The following is a 15,649-nucleotide window of genomic DNA, read 5'->3' as shown; positions in this document are numbered from 1 at the left end:
GTGCTCGGCCGCGGCCCGCCCCCCCCCCCCCCCCCCCCCCCCCACACAAGGCCGCTCCTACAATGGCAAGTATTCAGGCAGGGCTTAGCGGGTAACGGTACGCATGGTCACAAACTCTTCAGCCGCCGTCGGGTGCACGCCGATGGTTTCGTCGAACTGTTGCTTGGTCGCACCGGCTTTCAGGGCAATACCCAGGCCCTGGATGATCTCGCCGGCATCAGGCCCGACCATGTGGCAACCCAGCACCTTGTCGGTCTCGGCATCGACCACCAGCTTCATCAGGGTCTTTTCCTGAATGTCGGTCAAGGTCAGTTTCATCGCGCGGAAGCGGCTTTCGAACACCTGCACCTTGTGCCCGCCCTCCAGCGCCTGCTCTTCGGTCAGGCCCACGGTGCCGATTGGCGGCTGGCTGAACACGGCGGTCGGGATGTTCTGGTAGTCCACCGGGCGATACTGCTCCGGCTTGAACAGGCGCCGCGCCACGGCCATGCCTTCGGCCAGGGCTACCGGGGTCAGCTGCACACGGCCGATCACATCACCAATGGCCAGAATCGACGGCGCGGTGGTCTGGTACTGCTCGTCCACGCGGATGTAGCCGCGGGCATCCAGTTCGACACCGGTATTTTCCAGGCCCAGGTTGTCCAGCATCGGGCGCCGGCCAGTGGCATAGAACACGCAATCGGCGACCAGCTCGCGGCCGTCCTTGAGGGTGGCCTTCAGGCTGCCATCTTCAAGCTTGTCGATACGCTGGATGTCGGCATTGAACTGCAGGTCGAGGCCGCGTTTTTCCAGCTCTTCCTTCAGGTGGGTGCGCACCGAGCCATCGAAGCCGCGCAGGAACAGGTCGCCACGGTACAGCAGCGTGGTAGCCGCCCCCAGGCCCTGGAAGATACCGGCGAACTCGACCGCGATGTAGCCACCGCCCACTACCAGTACCCGACGCGGCAGGTCCTTGAGGTAGAAGGCTTCGTTGGAGGTGACAGCCAGTTCCTTGCCGGGAATGTCCGGCACCTGCGGCCAGCCACCGGTGGCGATGAGGATGTGCTCGGCGCTGTAACGCTGGCCGTCCACTTCCACTTCGTTGGCACCGGTCATGCGCGCGTGGCCCTGCAGCAGAGTTACCCCGCTGTTGACCAGCAGGTTGCGGTAGATGCCGTTGAGGCGCTCGATTTCGCGGTTCTTGTTGGCGATCAGCGTGCCCCAGTCGAAATGCCCTTCTTCCAGGGTCCAGCCGAAGCCCGCGGCCTGCTCCAGTTCGTCGGCGACATGCGCGCCGTACACCAGCAGCTTTTTCGGTACACAGCCGACGTTTACGCAGGTACCACCCAGGTAGCGGCTTTCAGCCACTGCCACTTTTGCGCCAAAACCGGCGGCAAAACGCGCGGCGCGCACACCGCCGGACCCGGCACCAATCACGAACAGATCAAAATCGTAGGCCATGTATTCACTCTCCTAGGCAGGCGCCCAGCATAACGCCGTTGGCCGTCGCAAACAAAAAAGCCACCCCGAGGGGTGGCTTTCAGGCCAGCAGGGCTTATCAGTAAGCCTTGCCAGTCTTGTAGTAATTCTCGAAGCAGAAGTTGGTCGCGTCGATGTAGCCTTCGGCGCCACCGCAGTCGAACCGCTTGCCCTTGAACTTGTAGGCAATTACGCAGCCATTCTGCGCCTGTTGCATCAGCGCGTCGGTGATCTGGATTTCGCCGCCCTTGCCTGGCGGGGTGTTCTTGATGATGTCGAAAATGTCCGGCGTCAGGATGTAGCGACCAATGATCGCCAGGTTCGACGGCGCATCTTCCGGTGCAGGCTTCTCGACCATGTTGGTAACCCGGAAGATATCATCACGGATCATGTCGCCGGCAATCACGCCGTACTTGTTGGTTTCCTGCGGGTCGACTTCCTGGATGGCGATGATCGAGCAGCGGAACTGGTTGTACAGCTTGACCATCTGGGTCAGTACGCCGTCACCTTCCGGGTTCACGCACAGGTCGTCCGCCAGCACCACGGCAAACGGCTCGTCGCCGATCAGCGGGCGGCCGGTGAGGATGGCGTGGCCCAGGCCTTTCATTTCGGTCTGGCGGGTGTACGAGAACGAGCACTCGTCGAGCAGGCGACGGATACCGACCAGGTATTTTTCCTTGTCGGTGCCCTTGATCTGGTTTTCCAGCTCGTAGCTGATGTCGAAGTGGTCTTCCAGGGCGCGCTTACCGCGACCGGTAACGATGGAGATCTCGCTCAGACCAGCATCCAATGCTTCTTCAACGCCATACTGGATCAGCGGCTTGTTGACCACCGGCAGCATTTCCTTGGGCATGGCTTTGGTAGCAGGCAGGAAGCGGGTGCCGTAGCCGGCTGCCGGGAACAAGCATTTCTTGATCATATACGTCCTTACAAAAGGCTAGGCCTATGGAATTCGGCGCAGTCTAATCAGGCGGCAGTCACCTTACAATGCCCCACCCCTGGCTGACCGATGGGAAGATAGAGATAACCCAGTGTAGATAGTTCCGGGGGATCGTAAATATTGCTGTCATACATGACCGTTGGATGACAGGAAGGTGAGCTTGCCTGTGCCGGCCTCTTCGCGGCTAAAGCCGCTCCACACAGGGATCGCCGCTGGTTCGAAACCTATGGTCATTCTGCGGGAGCGGGTTTACCCGCGAAAGGGCCGGCACAGGCATACATCAGCTGCCGGTACCCTGCCCGATCAACACCCCGTCAACCTGCTGCCCGTACAGGTTCACGCCATCATTGGCATGAAACTTCACCCGCGTCTTCTCGATCGACCCTTCCACCAGCCGCGGGTCCTGCGGCCGCTCATGGCGGTTGATCCACGCCGCCACGTCCCAGGCCTGCTGGTCGCTGAGGCTACCCGGCTTGCCCAGCGGCATGTTGTACTTGATGAACGACGCTGCCGTGTTGATACGGTGCATGCCGGCGCCCCAGTTGTAGGAGTCCTTGCCCCACAGCGGCGGCATCACGTAGTCACCCGCCACTTTCTGGCCTTCGCCATTGTCACCGTGGCAGATCGCGCACTGCTCCCGGTACACCTGCTGCCCACGCTTGAAGTCATAGCCGCCTTTGGGCTGCGCCACGTCCGGGTAGCCACGCCCGGCAATCTCTACAGCGGTGGGTGCCTTGGTCGACAGCCAGTACGAATACACTGCCAGCGCCGTCATCTGCGGGCTGTCGGCGGCCGGCGGCTTGCCGTTCATGCTGAACTGGAAACAGCCCTGGATACGCTCGGCGAAAGTGTTGACCTTGTCGTTTTTCTTGCGATAGGCCGGGTACATCGGGTAAGCGCCCCACAACGGCGCGGAATGTGCCATGCGCCCCTGGTCGAGGTGGCAGTTGCTGCAATTCATGCCATTGCCCACCGCCTCGGGCATCAACCGACGGGTGTCGACGAACAAGGCATGGCCTTCACGCACCATTTTGCCAAAGGCGTTGTCTGGCAACTCGCTTTCAGCAGGCGGCATGAACTGCGGCGCCGCCTGCACGCCGGGCACCTTCAACTGCGACTGGTCTTCCATGGCGATCGGCGCGGCCTGGGCGGTGCCCATGGCCAGCAGCAACAAGGCTGGAATCATCGGTTTCATGGCGTGACCTCCTGGCTGGCGGGGCGGGCGAAGAACGCGGCAACGGCCTTGATCTCGTCATCGGTCATGGCCTTGGCCACACCGACCATCAGCTGGTTGGGGTCATTGCTGCGGCTGCCGTCACGCCAGGCATTGAGCTGCGCCACCAGGTAGCTGGCCGGCTGGCCAGCCAACGGCGGGAAGTGCTCGCCAACCCCGCCGCCACCCGGCCCGTGGCATTGCACACAACCTGGAATGTGCCGGCTCCAGTCGCCGTACAGGGCCATGCGAGTGGTGGGGTCATCGGCGATTTGCTGGCGGCGCAGGTCACCAACCGGGTCTACCGGCAGGCTGGCCAGGTAAGCGCTGACGGCGTCGATTTCATCTTCGGTCAAGGCCTTGGCCAGCGGCTCCATCACCGCCTGCTTGCGGCTGCCACTGCGCCAGTCATGCAGTTGCTTGCGAAGGTAACCCGCCGGTAGCCCGGCCAGGCGCGGGAAGCCGGCAGCAGCAATACCCTTGCCGTCCGGGCCATGGCAGCCGAGGCACGCCATGGCGGCGGGGTTGGCCCCACCCTGGGTGAAGATTTTCTGGCCATCAGCGGCATACGCCACGGGCCAGGCCAGGATCAGCAGGCTGCCGATCACGACGCGACTCAACGGTGTCATCACGAATCTCCATTTCTTTTGTTATAAGCTTAGGCTTAAAAAACATAAGCAAATGGATACTAGCCCCGTAAGGGAAATCGCAACAACGCCAGGCCGGCCGATCAGATGGCCAATTGCCCGCTAACCGCCGTTTACTTGCCTCAGATCAACTTCCGGAGATGCATCGGGTAGCTGCCGTGCGCACATCGCCCAGGCGCAGCGGGAAATTGTTCAGCCGCTCGTACAGCTTGATGCTGCTGCCGCTGCCACGCTCATCAATGTCCACCAGCGCCGCCGGGCCGGCACCCGACGTCAGCTTTTGCGGCACGGTCAGGCGCAGGCCATCGCCGCGCTTTTCTTCCACCAGCGGGTCACGGCTGTCGGCAAGCTGTGCCTTGACGCAATCGGCATACTCGCGTGGGGTTTTACCGGAGATCACATCCAGGGTTGCATGCGATTGCTCCAGCTCGGAAACACTGACACAGCCACCCAGCACCAATGTCAACGCAGCCACCATCCACTTCATCTGTCACACCTCAACCTGTACGAACCCGGTTCGACCACGGCCAGGCGGTTTTGCTCCGTGCGTTGGCACAATTATCCACACCTGGCGATCAGCGCGGCAGTGTAACGGCACATCGTGGTATCGTTCGGCTTTGCAGATCCAAACCTTGCGGAGCATCACATGAAATTCGTACACCAGCGCGAGCACCTCAACGAGGACGACATCGTCGTCATCGAGTGCTCCCAGCGCTGCAACATCCGCCTGATGAACGACGCCAACTTCCGCAGCTTCAAGAACGGCGGCCGTCACACCTACCACGGCGGCCATTTCGAGAAGTTTCCGGCAAAGATCACCGTGCCCAGCACCGGCTTCTGGAACATCACCATCGATACCGTGACCACCCGCCCGATTTCGGTCACCCGCAAGCCAAGCCTGACCCACAAGATCAAGATCATCCGTCGTTCGTCGTCGAAACTCAGATAAGGCCACCATGACCCAGACCATCAAGTACGTCATCAAATACAAGCTCGACGGCGAGCGCCGCTGGGATTTCGCAATCATGCCCGATGCCTCGCAGGAACAAGCCCTGGAAGCCCTGCGCAAGATCCACGGCGAAGACGCCGACAAGATCAGCGACATCCAGGTCAGCAAGGCCCTGTAACAACCGCTGCATACCCCCGCCGTATCGTTCGCCCCGCGCAAGGAGAAACGCATGAGCCACTGGCCCGACCGCCGTATCCTCGACCTGCTGGGCATAGAACTGCCCATTCTGCAGGCGCCCATGGCGGGGGCGACCGGCTCGCCCATGGCCATTGCCGTGGGCCTGGCCGGCGGGCTGGGCGCCCTGCCCTGCGCCATGCTCAGCGGCGATCAGGTGCGCGCCGAAATTGCCGCATTCCGCGCTGGCTGCCCGGGGCGCCCGCTGAACCTGAACTTCTTCTGCCACCAGCCGCCAGCGCCCGATGCCGAGCGCGATGCCCGCTGGAAGCAGGCGTTGGAGCCTTACTATCGCGAAGTAGGTGCCGATTTCGCAGCGCCTACACCCGTCTCCAACCGCGCACCGTTCGACGAGCAAAGCTGCCAGTTGGTCGAGGCGCTGCGCCCGGAAGTGGTGAGCTTCCACTTTGGCCTGCCCGAGGCCGAGCTGTTGCAGCGGGTCAAGGCCAGTGGTGCCAAGGTGCTGTCCAGCGCCACTACCGTGGAAGAGGCCGTCTGGCTGGAGCGCAACGGCTGTGACGCGATCATCGCCATGGGTTATGAAGCAGGCGGCCATCGCGGCATGTTCCTCAGCGACGACATCACCAGCCAGATCGGCACCTTCGCCCTGGTGCCACAGGTGGCCGATGCAGTCAGCGTACCGGTGATTGCCGCCGGCGGCATTGGTGACCACCGCGGCCTGGTGGCGGCACTGGCCTTGGGCGCGTCTGCCGTGCAAATCGGCACGGCCTACCTGTTCTGCCCCGAGGCCAAGGTTTCGCCGGCGCATCGCCAGGCGCTGGACAGCGCCCCGGCCAGTGACACGGCGCTGACCAACCTGTTTACCGGTCGCCCGGCGCGTGGCATCAACAACCGCATCATGCGCGAGCTGGGCCCCATGAGCGCGCTGGCGCCACGCTTCCCGTTGGCGGGCGGGGCATTGATGCCGTTGCGGGCGATCACCGATCCGCAGGGTAGCAGTGACTTCAGTAACCTGTGGGCGGGGCAGGCGTTGCGGTTGGGGCGGCATTTGCCGGCTGGGGAGTTGACCCGGGAGATTGCCGCGAAGGCGCTGGGCGTGGCTGGCCGTTAGGCATCTTCATTTACAGGCCTGGCCTCTTCGCGGGTAAACCCGCTCCTACAAGATGATCACCGCCCGTTGTAGGAGCGGGTTTACCCGCGAAGAGGCCGGGCCTGCAACTACATCACCCAGCCCCTTCCCGGCAAATGGCCTATCGCTATATAGTTGAAGCTATAACGATAACCCCAAGGAGCTGTTTTCATGCGTATCCGCCCGTCTCACCTGGCCTTCACCGCCCTGGCCAGCCTGTTTGCCTTCAACACTGCCTGGGCCGACGAGGTTCAGGTCGCGGTCGCAGCGAACTTTACAGCACCGATCCAAGCCATTGCCAAGGACTTCGAGAAGGACACCGGCCACAAGCTGGTCGCCGCCTACGGCGCCACCGGGCAGTTCTATGCACAGATCAAGAACGGCGCACCGTTCGAAGTGTTCCTCGCCGCCGATGACACCACCCCGAAAAAGCTTGAAGAAGAAAAGGAAATCGTCCCCGGTTCGCGCTTTACCTACGCCATCGGCACCCTGGCCCTGTGGTCGGCCAAAGACGGCTATGTCGATGCCAAGGGTGACGTGCTGAAGCAAAACACGTTCAAGCACCTGTCCATCGCCAACCCGAAAGCGGCACCTTACGGCCTGGCTGCCACCCAGGTACTGGACAAGCTGAAGCTCACCGACGCCACCAAAGGCAAAATTGTCGAAGGCCAGAACATCACCCAGGCCTTCCAGTTTGTCTCCACCGGCAACGCCGAACTGGGCTTTGTCGCCCTGTCGCAAATCTACAAGGACGGCAAGGTAACCAATGGCTCGGCCTGGATCGTGCCGTCCAACCTGCACGACCCGATCCGCCAGGACGCGGTGATCCTCAACAAAGGCAAGGACAGTGCGGCCGCCAAAGCGCTGGTCGAATACCTCAAAGGCCCGAAAGCTGCAGCGGTGATCAAGTCCTACGGCTATGAAATCTGATGCCACTGGATGCCAGTGACCTGGGTGCAATCTGGCTGACCATCAAACTGGCCAGCCTGACCACCCTGATCCTGCTGATCATCGGTACCCCCATCGCCTGGTGGCTGGCGCGCACGCGCTCCTGGCTGCGTGGGCCGGTGGGCGCGGTGGTGGCGCTACCGCTTGTGCTGCCACCGACGGTGATCGGCTTCTATCTGCTGATCGCCCTCGGCCCGCACGGCTGGCTCGGCCAGGCTACCCAGGCCATGGGCTTGGGTACCGTGGTATTCAGCTTCACCGGCCTGGTGATCGGTTCGACCGTGTATTCCATGCCGTTCGTGGTCCAGCCGCTGCAGAACGCCTTTGGCGCCATTGGCCAGCGCCCGCTGGAAGTGGCGGCCACGCTGCGTGCCAGCCCCTGGGATACCTTCGTCCATGTAGTGCTGCCGTTGGCCCGCCCAGGCTTCATCACTGCCAGCATCCTCGGCTTCGCCCACACCGTGGGGGAATTCGGTGTGGTCCTGATGATTGGCGGCAACATCCCCGACAAGACCCGCGTGGTTTCGGTGCAGATCTTCGATCACGTCGAGGCCATGGAGTACGCGCAAGCGCACTGGCTGGCCGGTGCCATGCTGGTGTTCTCTTTCCTGGTGCTGCTCCTGCTGTACGCCGGACGCCGCGGCAAAGCTGGCTGGAGCTGAAATGACTGCATCGATAGTGGCGCGCCTGAAGCTGGCGCGCGACGATTTCACCCTGGACGTCGACCTGCACCTGCCCGGGCGCGGTATCAGCGCACTGTTCGGCCACTCCGGCTCCGGCAAGACCAGCTGCCTGCGCTGCCTGGCCGGGCTGGAGCGGGCCGCCAGCGCCTATATCGAGGTCAACGGCGAAGTCTGGGAAGACAGCAGCCGTGGCTACTTCCAGGCGCCACACCTGCGCCCGGTGGGATACGTATTCCAGGAGGCCAGCCTGTTCCCGCACCTGTCGGTGCGCGGCAACCTGGAGTTCGGCTGGTGCCGGGTGGCGGCCGCCGAACGCAAGGTCAGCCTGGACCAGGCCAGCCAGCTGCTGGGCATCGGCCACTTGCTGCAGCGCCGCCCGGCGACCTTGTCGGGTGGTGAAGCACAGCGTGTGGGCATTGCCCGTGCCCTGCTCAGCAGCCCACGGCTGTTGTTGATGGACGAGCCGCTGGCGGCGCTGGACGGGCCGCGCAAGCGCGAGATCCTGCCCTACCTGGAACGCCTGCACGACGAACTGGATATTCCGCTGGTGTATGTCAGCCATGCCCAGGATGAAGTGGCGCGGCTGGCCGACCACCTGGTGTTGCTTGAGCAAGGCCAGGCGGTCGCCAGCGGCCCGATCGGCGAAACCCTGGCGCGCCTCGACCTGTCACTGGCCGAAGGCGAGGATGCAGGCGTGGTGTTCGAAGGCATGGTGGTCGGGCACGACCCGCACTACGACCTGCTCGACCTGCGCCTGCCCGGGAGCAGCGGGCCGCTGCTGCGCATCGCCCACCCGGCGCATGTGATGGGCAGTACCTTGCGCGTCAAGGTGCAGGCCCGTGATGTCAGCCTGGCGCTGACGGCGGACAGCACTTCGAGCATCCTCAACCGCTTGCCGGTGCAGGTGCGCGAGAGCCGCCCGGCGGCCAACCCGGCGCATGTGCTGGTCAGCTTGGACGCGAGTGGCAATGCCCTGCTTGCACGCATCACCCGCTACTCGGCCGACCAGCTCGGCCTGCACCCTGGCCAGACGCTGTTCGCCCAGATCAAGTCGGTGGCCCTGCTGGGCTGAGCATCCTGGGCGTGGGCGTTGTCCATTGATCAGTGACCTGATCGAGGCCCGCCGCCCATGTCCGACTGCCCCCTGCCACGCAGCCTGCACTACGTTGACGACAGCCAGCCGGGCCTGACCCGGCGCCGCTGGCGCGAGCGCTTCATCTACCTGGATGCCGAAGGCCAACGGGTTCGCGATAAAGACACCCTCGCGCGCATCGCCGCGCTGGTGATTCCCCCGGCCTACACCGATGTGTGGATCTGCGCCGACCCGCAGGGCCACCTGCAGGCCACCGGCCGCGATGCCCGTGGCCGCAAGCAGTACCGCTACCACACGCAATGGCGTGAACTGCGCGACCAGCACAAGTACGGGCGCATGCTGGCCTTCGCCCAGGCCCTGCCAAAGCTGCGCAAGCAACTGGAAAGCCATCTGGCACGGCCAGGGCTAGACCGGGAAAAGGTCATGGCGCTGGTTGTGAGCCTGCTGGACCACACCCTGATCCGCATTGGCAACCAGCGTTACCTGCGCGACAACCAGTCGTATGGCCTGACCACCCTGCGCAACCGCCACGTGCAGGTCAAAGGCAGCAGCATTCGCTTCCAGTTCCGCGGCAAGCGCGGTGTCGAGCACAACGTCACCCTCAACGACCGGCGCCTGGCCAACCTGCTCAAGCGCTGCATGGAGCTGCCCGGGCAGGCGCTGTTCCAGTACCTGGATGACGACGGCCAGCGCCACAGCGTTGGCTCTGCCGAGGTCAACCAGTTCCTGCAGCAACTGACCGGCGCCGACTTCACCGCCAAGGACTACCGCACCTGGGCCGGCAGCAGCCTGGCACTGGAACTGCTAAGGCCGTTGGCCTGGGAACCGGAAACCGAAGCCAAACGCCAGGTCGCCACCATCGTTCGCCAGGTGGCCACCCGCCTGGGCAATACACCTGCCGTCTGCAGGCGCTGCTACATCCACCCGGCCGTTCTGGAACACTATGCCCTGGGCCGCCTGGCCGACTTACCGAAAAGCCGGGTGCGCAAAGGCCTGGACCCGGAAGAAGTGGCCTTGCTGCTATTTCTTCAGGCACTTGAGGAACAGGATGACCATTAAGCCTGTCTATTTAACCCATGATGCGAAGAAATTTCCCATTGAGCGCCAAGCGCCCTATTCTTGCCATCGAGCACCTTGGCCGACAAACCGCTGACGGTTTGCTTTGGCGCCTGCAAGTGAAGGCACGCAACAGAATTTTTCTGTCGGGGAATTACTATCCGCCGAAAGCGTCTTTAATGAGAAGGAAGAGGGACCCGCTCCCGCCGCTGTGGTAACTAGCCCTGCGGTCTTTTACATCACCAAGGAGAACTACATGCTGATACTCACCCGTAAGGTTGGCGAAAGTATCGTCATCAATGATGACATCAAAGTCACCATTCTGGGCGTCAAAGGGATGCAGGTGAGGATCGGTATCGATGCACCGAAAGATGTACAGGTCCATCGTGAAGAGATCTTCAAGCGTATCCAGGCAGGCAACCCGGCCCCGGAAAAGCACGACGACTCGCACTGAGCCCACCCCTCCCAGGGTGCATGGATGCGCTCGACCGCCAGCCTCAGGTGCTAAGTAACTGACGCACCTTGGCGATCATCTCGTCCATGTTGAAAGGCTTGTTGAAGATTGCGGCGAACAGGGCCGGGCATCCTTGGCTGGCCTGAGCGCCGCTCATTAAAATGACCGGCAGGTCTTCTAATGCCTGGTCTTTGCGCATGGCGAGCGCCAATTCCTGGCCGTTGAGCTTCGGCATCATGTAGTCGGTGATCACCAGTTGCACGCGCTTTTCCTTCAGCGCCTCCAGCGCTTTTTCGCCGTCGCTGGCCTTTTCCACCAGATAGCCTTCATCCTCCAGGGCCATAGCGAGGATATCGGCAATCAGGTACTCGTCATCGACGATCAGGATGGTATTCATTGGCCCGCCCGTCATCCGCTCCCCTGCGGCACAGGCGTCCCCGAGAGCACGCCACAGGCGCCTTCGAATGCCTTGCGCAGGGTAATGCCCTGCGGCCCGATCAGCAGCTCATGCAAGGCCGGGTCATGGTGGCTGTCACGCACCTTGAGAATCGACAGCATGCGCCGCAGTTGCGAGTCCAGTTCGACAAAGCGCATCAGCATGAGGTTGTCGACGATGCTCGACAGGTCCGGCGCCGGCGCGCTGATTTCCGAACCGAAGATATCGCGCATTTCCCAGGTCAGCATCACGCTGACATCGCGCGCACGCAGCTCACCGGCCAACGCCCGGAAAAACGCATTCAGCCGTGTCGGCTCAATGGCCAGGCGGCTGAACGCGCCAAGGCTGTCGATCAGCACGCGCTTGCTGCCTTGCGCCGCGACCCGCTCGAGCAGCCGCGCGCCAACCTGGTCAAGCAAGCCCTCGGTGGTCGGCTGCCAGCACAGTTGTAGGCTACCGGCCTGCTCCATCGCAGCAAAGTCGTAACCCAGCGACGCAGCCTTGCTGCGCAGGCGTTCCGGGGTTTCGTAAAAGCCGAAATGCAAGCCTGGCGCCTGCGGGGTGCTGGCCCCCAGAAACGCCAGGCCCAAGGATGTCTTGCCAATCCCTGAAGGGCCGATCAACAGGCTGACCGAACCTGTAGCCAGGCCACCACCCAGCATTTCATCGAACGTTGGCACACCACTGCTGATACGCGCCAAACTGCCGCTGCCCATCTGGCTGGGGTGGCTGAACAACGATTCCACACGCGGGTAGACGTGCATGCCGGCTGCGTCGATGAGGCATTCGTGGCGCCCCGACAACGCCGCACTGCCACGTGTCTTGCGCAGCTGGATATGGCGCACGGCACGGCTGCCGACCAGTTGCTCGCCCAACTCGATCACGCCGTCGACCATGGTGTGTTCCGGGCTGCCTTCATCCAGCCGGGCACTGGTCAGCAGCAGCACGGTACAGCCGGCGAAGGCCGCGTGGCCCTGCAGTTCGGAGACGAACTTCTTGGTATCCAGCGTGGTTTCTGCACGCACCCGGGCATTGAGCACGCCGTCGACGATCAACAGGCTTGCCTGCTGCCGGGCGATTTCTTGGCGCAGCAGCCGCACTACGGCATCCAGCCCCTCCTGTTCAAGGGTGTCGAAGGCACTGACAAACTGGATCTGATCGCCGACCAGCGCCGGGTCGAAGAACTCCAGGGTGGACAGGTACTGGAACAGTCGCTCATGCGACTCGCTCAGCAGGGTTGCCACCAGCACCCGCCCGCCTGTACGCACGTGGCCGCAGGCCAATTGGTTGGCGAGGATGGTCTTGCCGGCCCCCGGCGGGCCCTGGATGATATAGGAGGCACCGGCCACCAGGCCGCCCCTGAGTAACGCATCGAGCCCATCGATCCCCGTCACCAGCCGCCTGAGTACCTGTGCCATGTTGTCTACCTGTCGAGTGGGCTGTCCGTCTGGTCCTGATACATTGGCAAGTAAAGCTGCATGCAAGTTCCACGACCCGCTTCGCTTTCAACACAAATAGCGCCACCGCTCTGCTTGGCAAAGCCGTACACCTGGCTCAGGCCCAGGCCGGTGCCCTTGCCGAAGGCCTTGGTGGTGAAGAAGGGTTCGAAGATTCGCGGCAGCACCTCCGCGGGTATGCCTTCGCCGCTGTCTTCGACCGTGAAGCGCACAAAGCTGCCCTGCAAGCCTTCAATATCACCGTTCAACTCGACCACATCGACCGCCAGGCCGATCCGGCCATGCCCCGCTATGGCGTCGCGGGCATTGAACAACAGGTTGAGCAAGACCATCTGCAACTGCCCGGCATCCACCTCGATCAGCGGCAGGTCGGGTTGCAGCTGGACTTCCAGCACGACCGAACTGGGCAGCGCATGCTCCAGCAGGCCGCGGGTAGCGGTAACCAGGTCAGCCGGGGCAACGCTGGCCACATCGAGCTTGCGGTGGCGGGCGAAGCTGAGCAGCTGCTGGGTCAGTTCGGTGCCACGCTGCCCGGCATCGAGGATGTGTTGCAGCATGCGCTGGGCACGTACCGGGTCCTGGGTGCCAAGCGCCAGGCGTGCCGAGCTGATGATAATGGTCAGCATGTTGTTGAAGTCATGCGCCAGGCCACCGGTCAACTGGCCGAGCGCCTCAAGCTTCTGCGCCTGGAACAGCTGGGCGCGCACGGCATCCAGTTGCAGCGCCGATTCGCGGCGGTCGGTGATGTCGCGGGTCACCTTGGCCAGGCCGATGATCTGGCCCTGGTCGTCGCGGATCACATCCAGCGCCGCCAAGGCCCAGAACTGCGTACCGTCGTTGCGCACCCGCCAGCCTTCGTCCTGCGCCACGCCCTGCTCCAGCGCCTGGCGCAACAGGCGCTCGGGGCGGCCGTCAGCGCAGTCCTGGGGGGTGAAGAACAACGAGAAATGCCGGCCGATCACTTCATCGGCACGGTAACCCTTGATCCGTTGCGCGCCAGCGTTCCACGACACCACATGGCCAGTAGGGTCAAGCATGTAGATGGCGTAGTCCACCACCGACTGAACCAATTGTTCATAGCGGTGGGCGGGCATGACGGGGTGATCGAGACAGTCAGCTGAAACCATGCAAACTCCACCGCTACCGCAGGAGGGACGAAATGAGCGTAGCGTACCCATCCATGAGCAAGCGCGCGACAACGAGCGGTCAGTTTTCCGGTTCGACCAGCACGGGGCTGATACGCCGCGGCATGGCCACTTTCAGCAACCACAAGCCGACCAGCATGATCAGGCAACCTCCGGCCAGGGCCATAAGGCGCTGCTGCTGCGAATGCTCGGCATCAAACCCCAGCAGCAGCAGGTAGCCGCCCAGGCTGATGAGGCTGATATAGAGGAATGCACCCAACACAACCACCTGCAGAAACAGCAGCCGCCAGAATAACCGTGGGCGCACGACACGCTCGTCAGCTCGAGCCTGAGTCATCACTGAACACTCTTGGATCCAATAAACAGGCAACAGTGGCGTAATGACAGCAAGGTGTCAATTGCCCATTCGATCGACCCTTCATTCTGTTGATCATAGGTGCTGGAGTTGACTCAACTATAACAATGGGTTATAAAGCGCGCTTGATTGCGAAGCCCTTCTGCTTAGAAGCGAGCTGGTCGTTGTGACCCCTTCAAGCGTGCGAGTGTGGTGGAATTGGTATACACAGCAGACTTAAAATCTGTCGGCGTGAGCCTTGCGGGTTCGAGTCCCGCCACTCGCACCAAACTTCTCTGAAAAGGCGCCCTTGCGGCGCCTTTTTGCTGCCTGGCGGCAATATCTTGCGCAACTGCTAAAGTGGAGCGTGAACCCGTCCACTGGAACGCCGCCATGCGCTACTCCCTGTTCGATGGTCAACGCGACATCATTATCCTGCTTGCCCGCGTGCTGCTGATGATCCTTTTCGTCTTGTCTGGCTGGGCCAAGCTGACCGGCTTCGATGGCACGGTCGGCTACATGGCGTCGCTGGGCGCCCCTGCCCCGATGCTGGCAGCCGCGATTGCCGTGCTGATGGAGTTCGTGGTCGGCATCCTGCTGATTCTTGGCTTCTACACCCGGCCGCTGGCGTTTCTGTTCGCGCTGTTCGTGCTGGGCACGGCGCTGCTCGGCCACCCGTTCTGGAACATGGTCGACCCCGAGCGCAGCGCCAACATGACCCAGTTCCTGAAGAACATGGCCATTATGGGTGGCTTGCTGCTACTGGCCGTGAGCGGCCCGGGGCGCTTCTCGGTGGACGGGCGCTGAGTCAGTCGTCGCAGTCATCGAACCAGGCTGGGTGATCACGCTCCTCTTTATCGAGGCCGTCATCGAGGTCATCCAGCGTTTCCTCGTCTTCCTCCACGTCATCCTCGGCGCCTTGGGCATCCGCCTCGGGCTCCATGTCGTCATAGAGAAATTCGTGGTCAAGCAGGTGATCGTGCTCGGGTTCGTGCAGGTCGTCTTCGTCGCGCATGCTGGCTCCTGGGGTGATGGCAGGCCTGTATAGGCTGATCAGGGTGCCGGGTCAATGCGTTGTTGCTTAATCCTGGGTTAATGGATCGAGTGCAGTCTGCAGGCTCTCCCTTCAAACGTTGTTTGCCCGCCTTTCTGGCGGGCTTTTTTTGCCTGCTTTTTATATGCCTGGCGCTTGTCGCAACATTTTTATCGCCTGTGAGATCGAGCACCACCCATGACAACCTGGTGACCTCAGCTTCACGAAATGCCGACATACGCATGGGCACACTGACCCTGCTCCGTACGTTCTTGCAGCCCGCCGCATCCTTGCCGCGGGCTTTTCTTTTGCCACCGGTTTCTGTGAGCTGCATTGCAGCCCCTGCGGGAGCAACTGTCTTGTTCAAAATTTGAAGGCTCGCGCAATCTCTGTGGGAGCGGGCGCGCCCGCGAAACAGACGACGCAGTGGATGGCACCGGCGTTGCCGGTGTTCGCGGGCCTGCCCGCTCCCACAGGGA

Annotated in this window: 19 protein-coding genes and 1 tRNA gene; 10 read left to right on the top strand and 10 right to left on the bottom strand. The window is 62.5% G+C overall.

The annotated features are described in order from the left end of the window. Positions 1-84: 84 nt before the first annotated feature. From gorA to IAE39_RS25940, 5 genes are all read right to left on the bottom strand, one after another. A complete protein-coding gene (gorA, locus tag IAE39_RS25960; protein WP_201207352.1) occupies positions 85-1,440 on the bottom strand; it encodes a glutathione-disulfide reductase in 1,356 nt (451 codons plus the stop codon). Between the two features lie 97 nt (positions 1,441-1,537). Further along, positions 1,538-2,377, bottom strand: a complete 840-nt coding sequence (gene galU / locus IAE39_RS25955) for a UTP--glucose-1-phosphate uridylyltransferase GalU (RefSeq protein ID WP_201207351.1) — start codon at positions 2,375-2,377, stop codon at positions 1,538-1,540. Positions 2,378-2,678: 301 nt separating this feature from the next. After that, a complete protein-coding gene (locus IAE39_RS25950; protein WP_201207350.1) occupies positions 2,679-3,593 on the bottom strand; it encodes a c-type cytochrome in 915 nt (304 codons plus the stop codon). After that, positions 3,590-4,240, bottom strand: a complete 651-nt coding sequence (locus IAE39_RS25945; RefSeq protein WP_201207349.1) for a c-type cytochrome — start codon at positions 4,238-4,240, stop codon at positions 3,590-3,592. The genes IAE39_RS25950 and IAE39_RS25945 overlap by 4 nt, the downstream gene beginning before the upstream one ends. Positions 4,241-4,385: 145 nt before the next feature. Next, the gene (locus IAE39_RS25940; RefSeq protein ID WP_201207348.1) at positions 4,386-4,745 is read right to left on the bottom strand and encodes a hypothetical protein; all 360 of its coding nucleotides are present in this window, start codon (positions 4,743-4,745) and stop codon (positions 4,386-4,388) included. A gap of 159 nt (positions 4,746-4,904) precedes the next feature. On the opposite strand from IAE39_RS25940, the gene IAE39_RS25935 reads away from it, so the two are divergent. The 8 genes from IAE39_RS25935 (at position 4,905) to csrA (ending at position 10,765) form a co-directional block, all read left to right on the top strand. Further along, entirely contained in the window at positions 4,905-5,207 is a 303-nt protein-coding gene (locus IAE39_RS25935) for a DUF1883 domain-containing protein (protein ID WP_201207347.1), read from the top strand. 7 nt (positions 5,208-5,214) lie between these two features. Then, entirely contained in the window at positions 5,215-5,385 is a 171-nt protein-coding gene (locus tag IAE39_RS25930) for a hypothetical protein (protein ID WP_201207346.1), read from the top strand. A gap of 51 nt (positions 5,386-5,436) precedes the next feature. After that, the gene (locus IAE39_RS25925; RefSeq protein WP_201207345.1) at positions 5,437-6,513 is read left to right on the top strand and encodes an NAD(P)H-dependent flavin oxidoreductase; all 1,077 of its coding nucleotides are present in this window, start codon (positions 5,437-5,439) and stop codon (positions 6,511-6,513) included. Between the two features lie 189 nt (positions 6,514-6,702). After that, the gene (modA, locus tag IAE39_RS25920) at positions 6,703-7,461 is read left to right on the top strand and encodes a molybdate ABC transporter substrate-binding protein (RefSeq protein ID WP_201207344.1); all 759 of its coding nucleotides are present in this window, start codon (positions 6,703-6,705) and stop codon (positions 7,459-7,461) included. Further along, positions 7,461-8,141: a molybdate ABC transporter permease subunit gene (gene modB, locus IAE39_RS25915; protein WP_201207343.1), complete on the top strand. Its 681-nt coding sequence runs from the start codon at positions 7,461-7,463 to the stop codon at positions 8,139-8,141. Before modA ends, modB begins: the two co-directional genes overlap by 1 nt. Position 8,142: 1 nt before the next feature. After that, a complete protein-coding gene (gene modC, locus IAE39_RS25910; protein ID WP_201207342.1) occupies positions 8,143-9,234 on the top strand; it encodes a molybdenum ABC transporter ATP-binding protein in 1,092 nt (363 codons plus the stop codon). Positions 9,235-9,291: 57 nt separating this feature from the next. After that, positions 9,292-10,314, top strand: coding sequence for a DNA topoisomerase IB (locus tag IAE39_RS25905; RefSeq protein ID WP_201207341.1), 1,023 nt, complete (start codon positions 9,292-9,294; stop codon positions 10,312-10,314). Positions 10,315-10,567: 253 nt separating this feature from the next. Then, the gene (csrA, locus tag IAE39_RS25900) at positions 10,568-10,765 is read left to right on the top strand and encodes a carbon storage regulator CsrA (protein WP_023381281.1); all 198 of its coding nucleotides are present in this window, start codon (positions 10,568-10,570) and stop codon (positions 10,763-10,765) included. 43 nt (positions 10,766-10,808) lie between these two features. On the opposite strand, the gene IAE39_RS25895 is transcribed toward csrA, so the two are convergent. From IAE39_RS25895 to IAE39_RS25880, 4 genes are all read right to left on the bottom strand, one after another. Further along, positions 10,809-11,162, bottom strand: coding sequence for a response regulator (locus IAE39_RS25895; protein ID WP_201207340.1), 354 nt, complete (start codon positions 11,160-11,162; stop codon positions 10,809-10,811). An 11-nt stretch (positions 11,163-11,173) separates the two neighbouring features. Further along, positions 11,174-12,619, bottom strand: coding sequence for an ATPase domain-containing protein (locus IAE39_RS25890; protein WP_201207339.1), 1,446 nt, complete (start codon positions 12,617-12,619; stop codon positions 11,174-11,176). A gap of 5 nt (positions 12,620-12,624) precedes the next feature. Next, positions 12,625-13,785 carry a two-component system sensor histidine kinase NtrB gene (locus IAE39_RS25885; RefSeq protein WP_201207338.1) on the bottom strand — a complete coding sequence of 387 codons (1,161 nt, stop codon included), beginning with the start codon at positions 13,783-13,785 and terminating at the stop codon, positions 12,625-12,627. Between the two features lie 79 nt (positions 13,786-13,864). Beyond that, positions 13,865-14,140 carry a hypothetical protein gene (locus tag IAE39_RS25880; protein WP_201207337.1) on the bottom strand — a complete coding sequence of 92 codons (276 nt, stop codon included), beginning with the start codon at positions 14,138-14,140 and terminating at the stop codon, positions 13,865-13,867. A 201-nt stretch (positions 14,141-14,341) separates the two neighbouring features. On the opposite strand from IAE39_RS25880, the gene IAE39_RS25875 reads away from it, so the two are divergent. After that, positions 14,342-14,426, top strand: a tRNA-Leu gene (locus IAE39_RS25875). A gap of 104 nt (positions 14,427-14,530) precedes the next feature. Beyond that, positions 14,531-14,944 (top strand): DoxX family protein, encoded by a 414-nt coding sequence (locus IAE39_RS25870; RefSeq protein WP_201207336.1) that lies wholly within the window; start codon positions 14,531-14,533, stop codon positions 14,942-14,944. Between the two features lies 1 nt (position 14,945). Here IAE39_RS25870 and IAE39_RS25865 read toward each other — a convergent pair whose 3' ends face one another. Next, positions 14,946-15,152 carry a hypothetical protein gene (locus tag IAE39_RS25865; RefSeq protein ID WP_201207335.1) on the bottom strand — a complete coding sequence of 69 codons (207 nt, stop codon included), beginning with the start codon at positions 15,150-15,152 and terminating at the stop codon, positions 14,946-14,948. Positions 15,153-15,649 lie beyond the last annotated feature (497 nt).

The organism is Pseudomonas sp. S37, assembly GCF_016658545.1.
GTDB lineage: Bacteria > Pseudomonadota > Gammaproteobacteria > Pseudomonadales > Pseudomonadaceae > Aquipseudomonas.
This window is presented reverse-complemented; position numbering and strand designations above follow the sequence as displayed.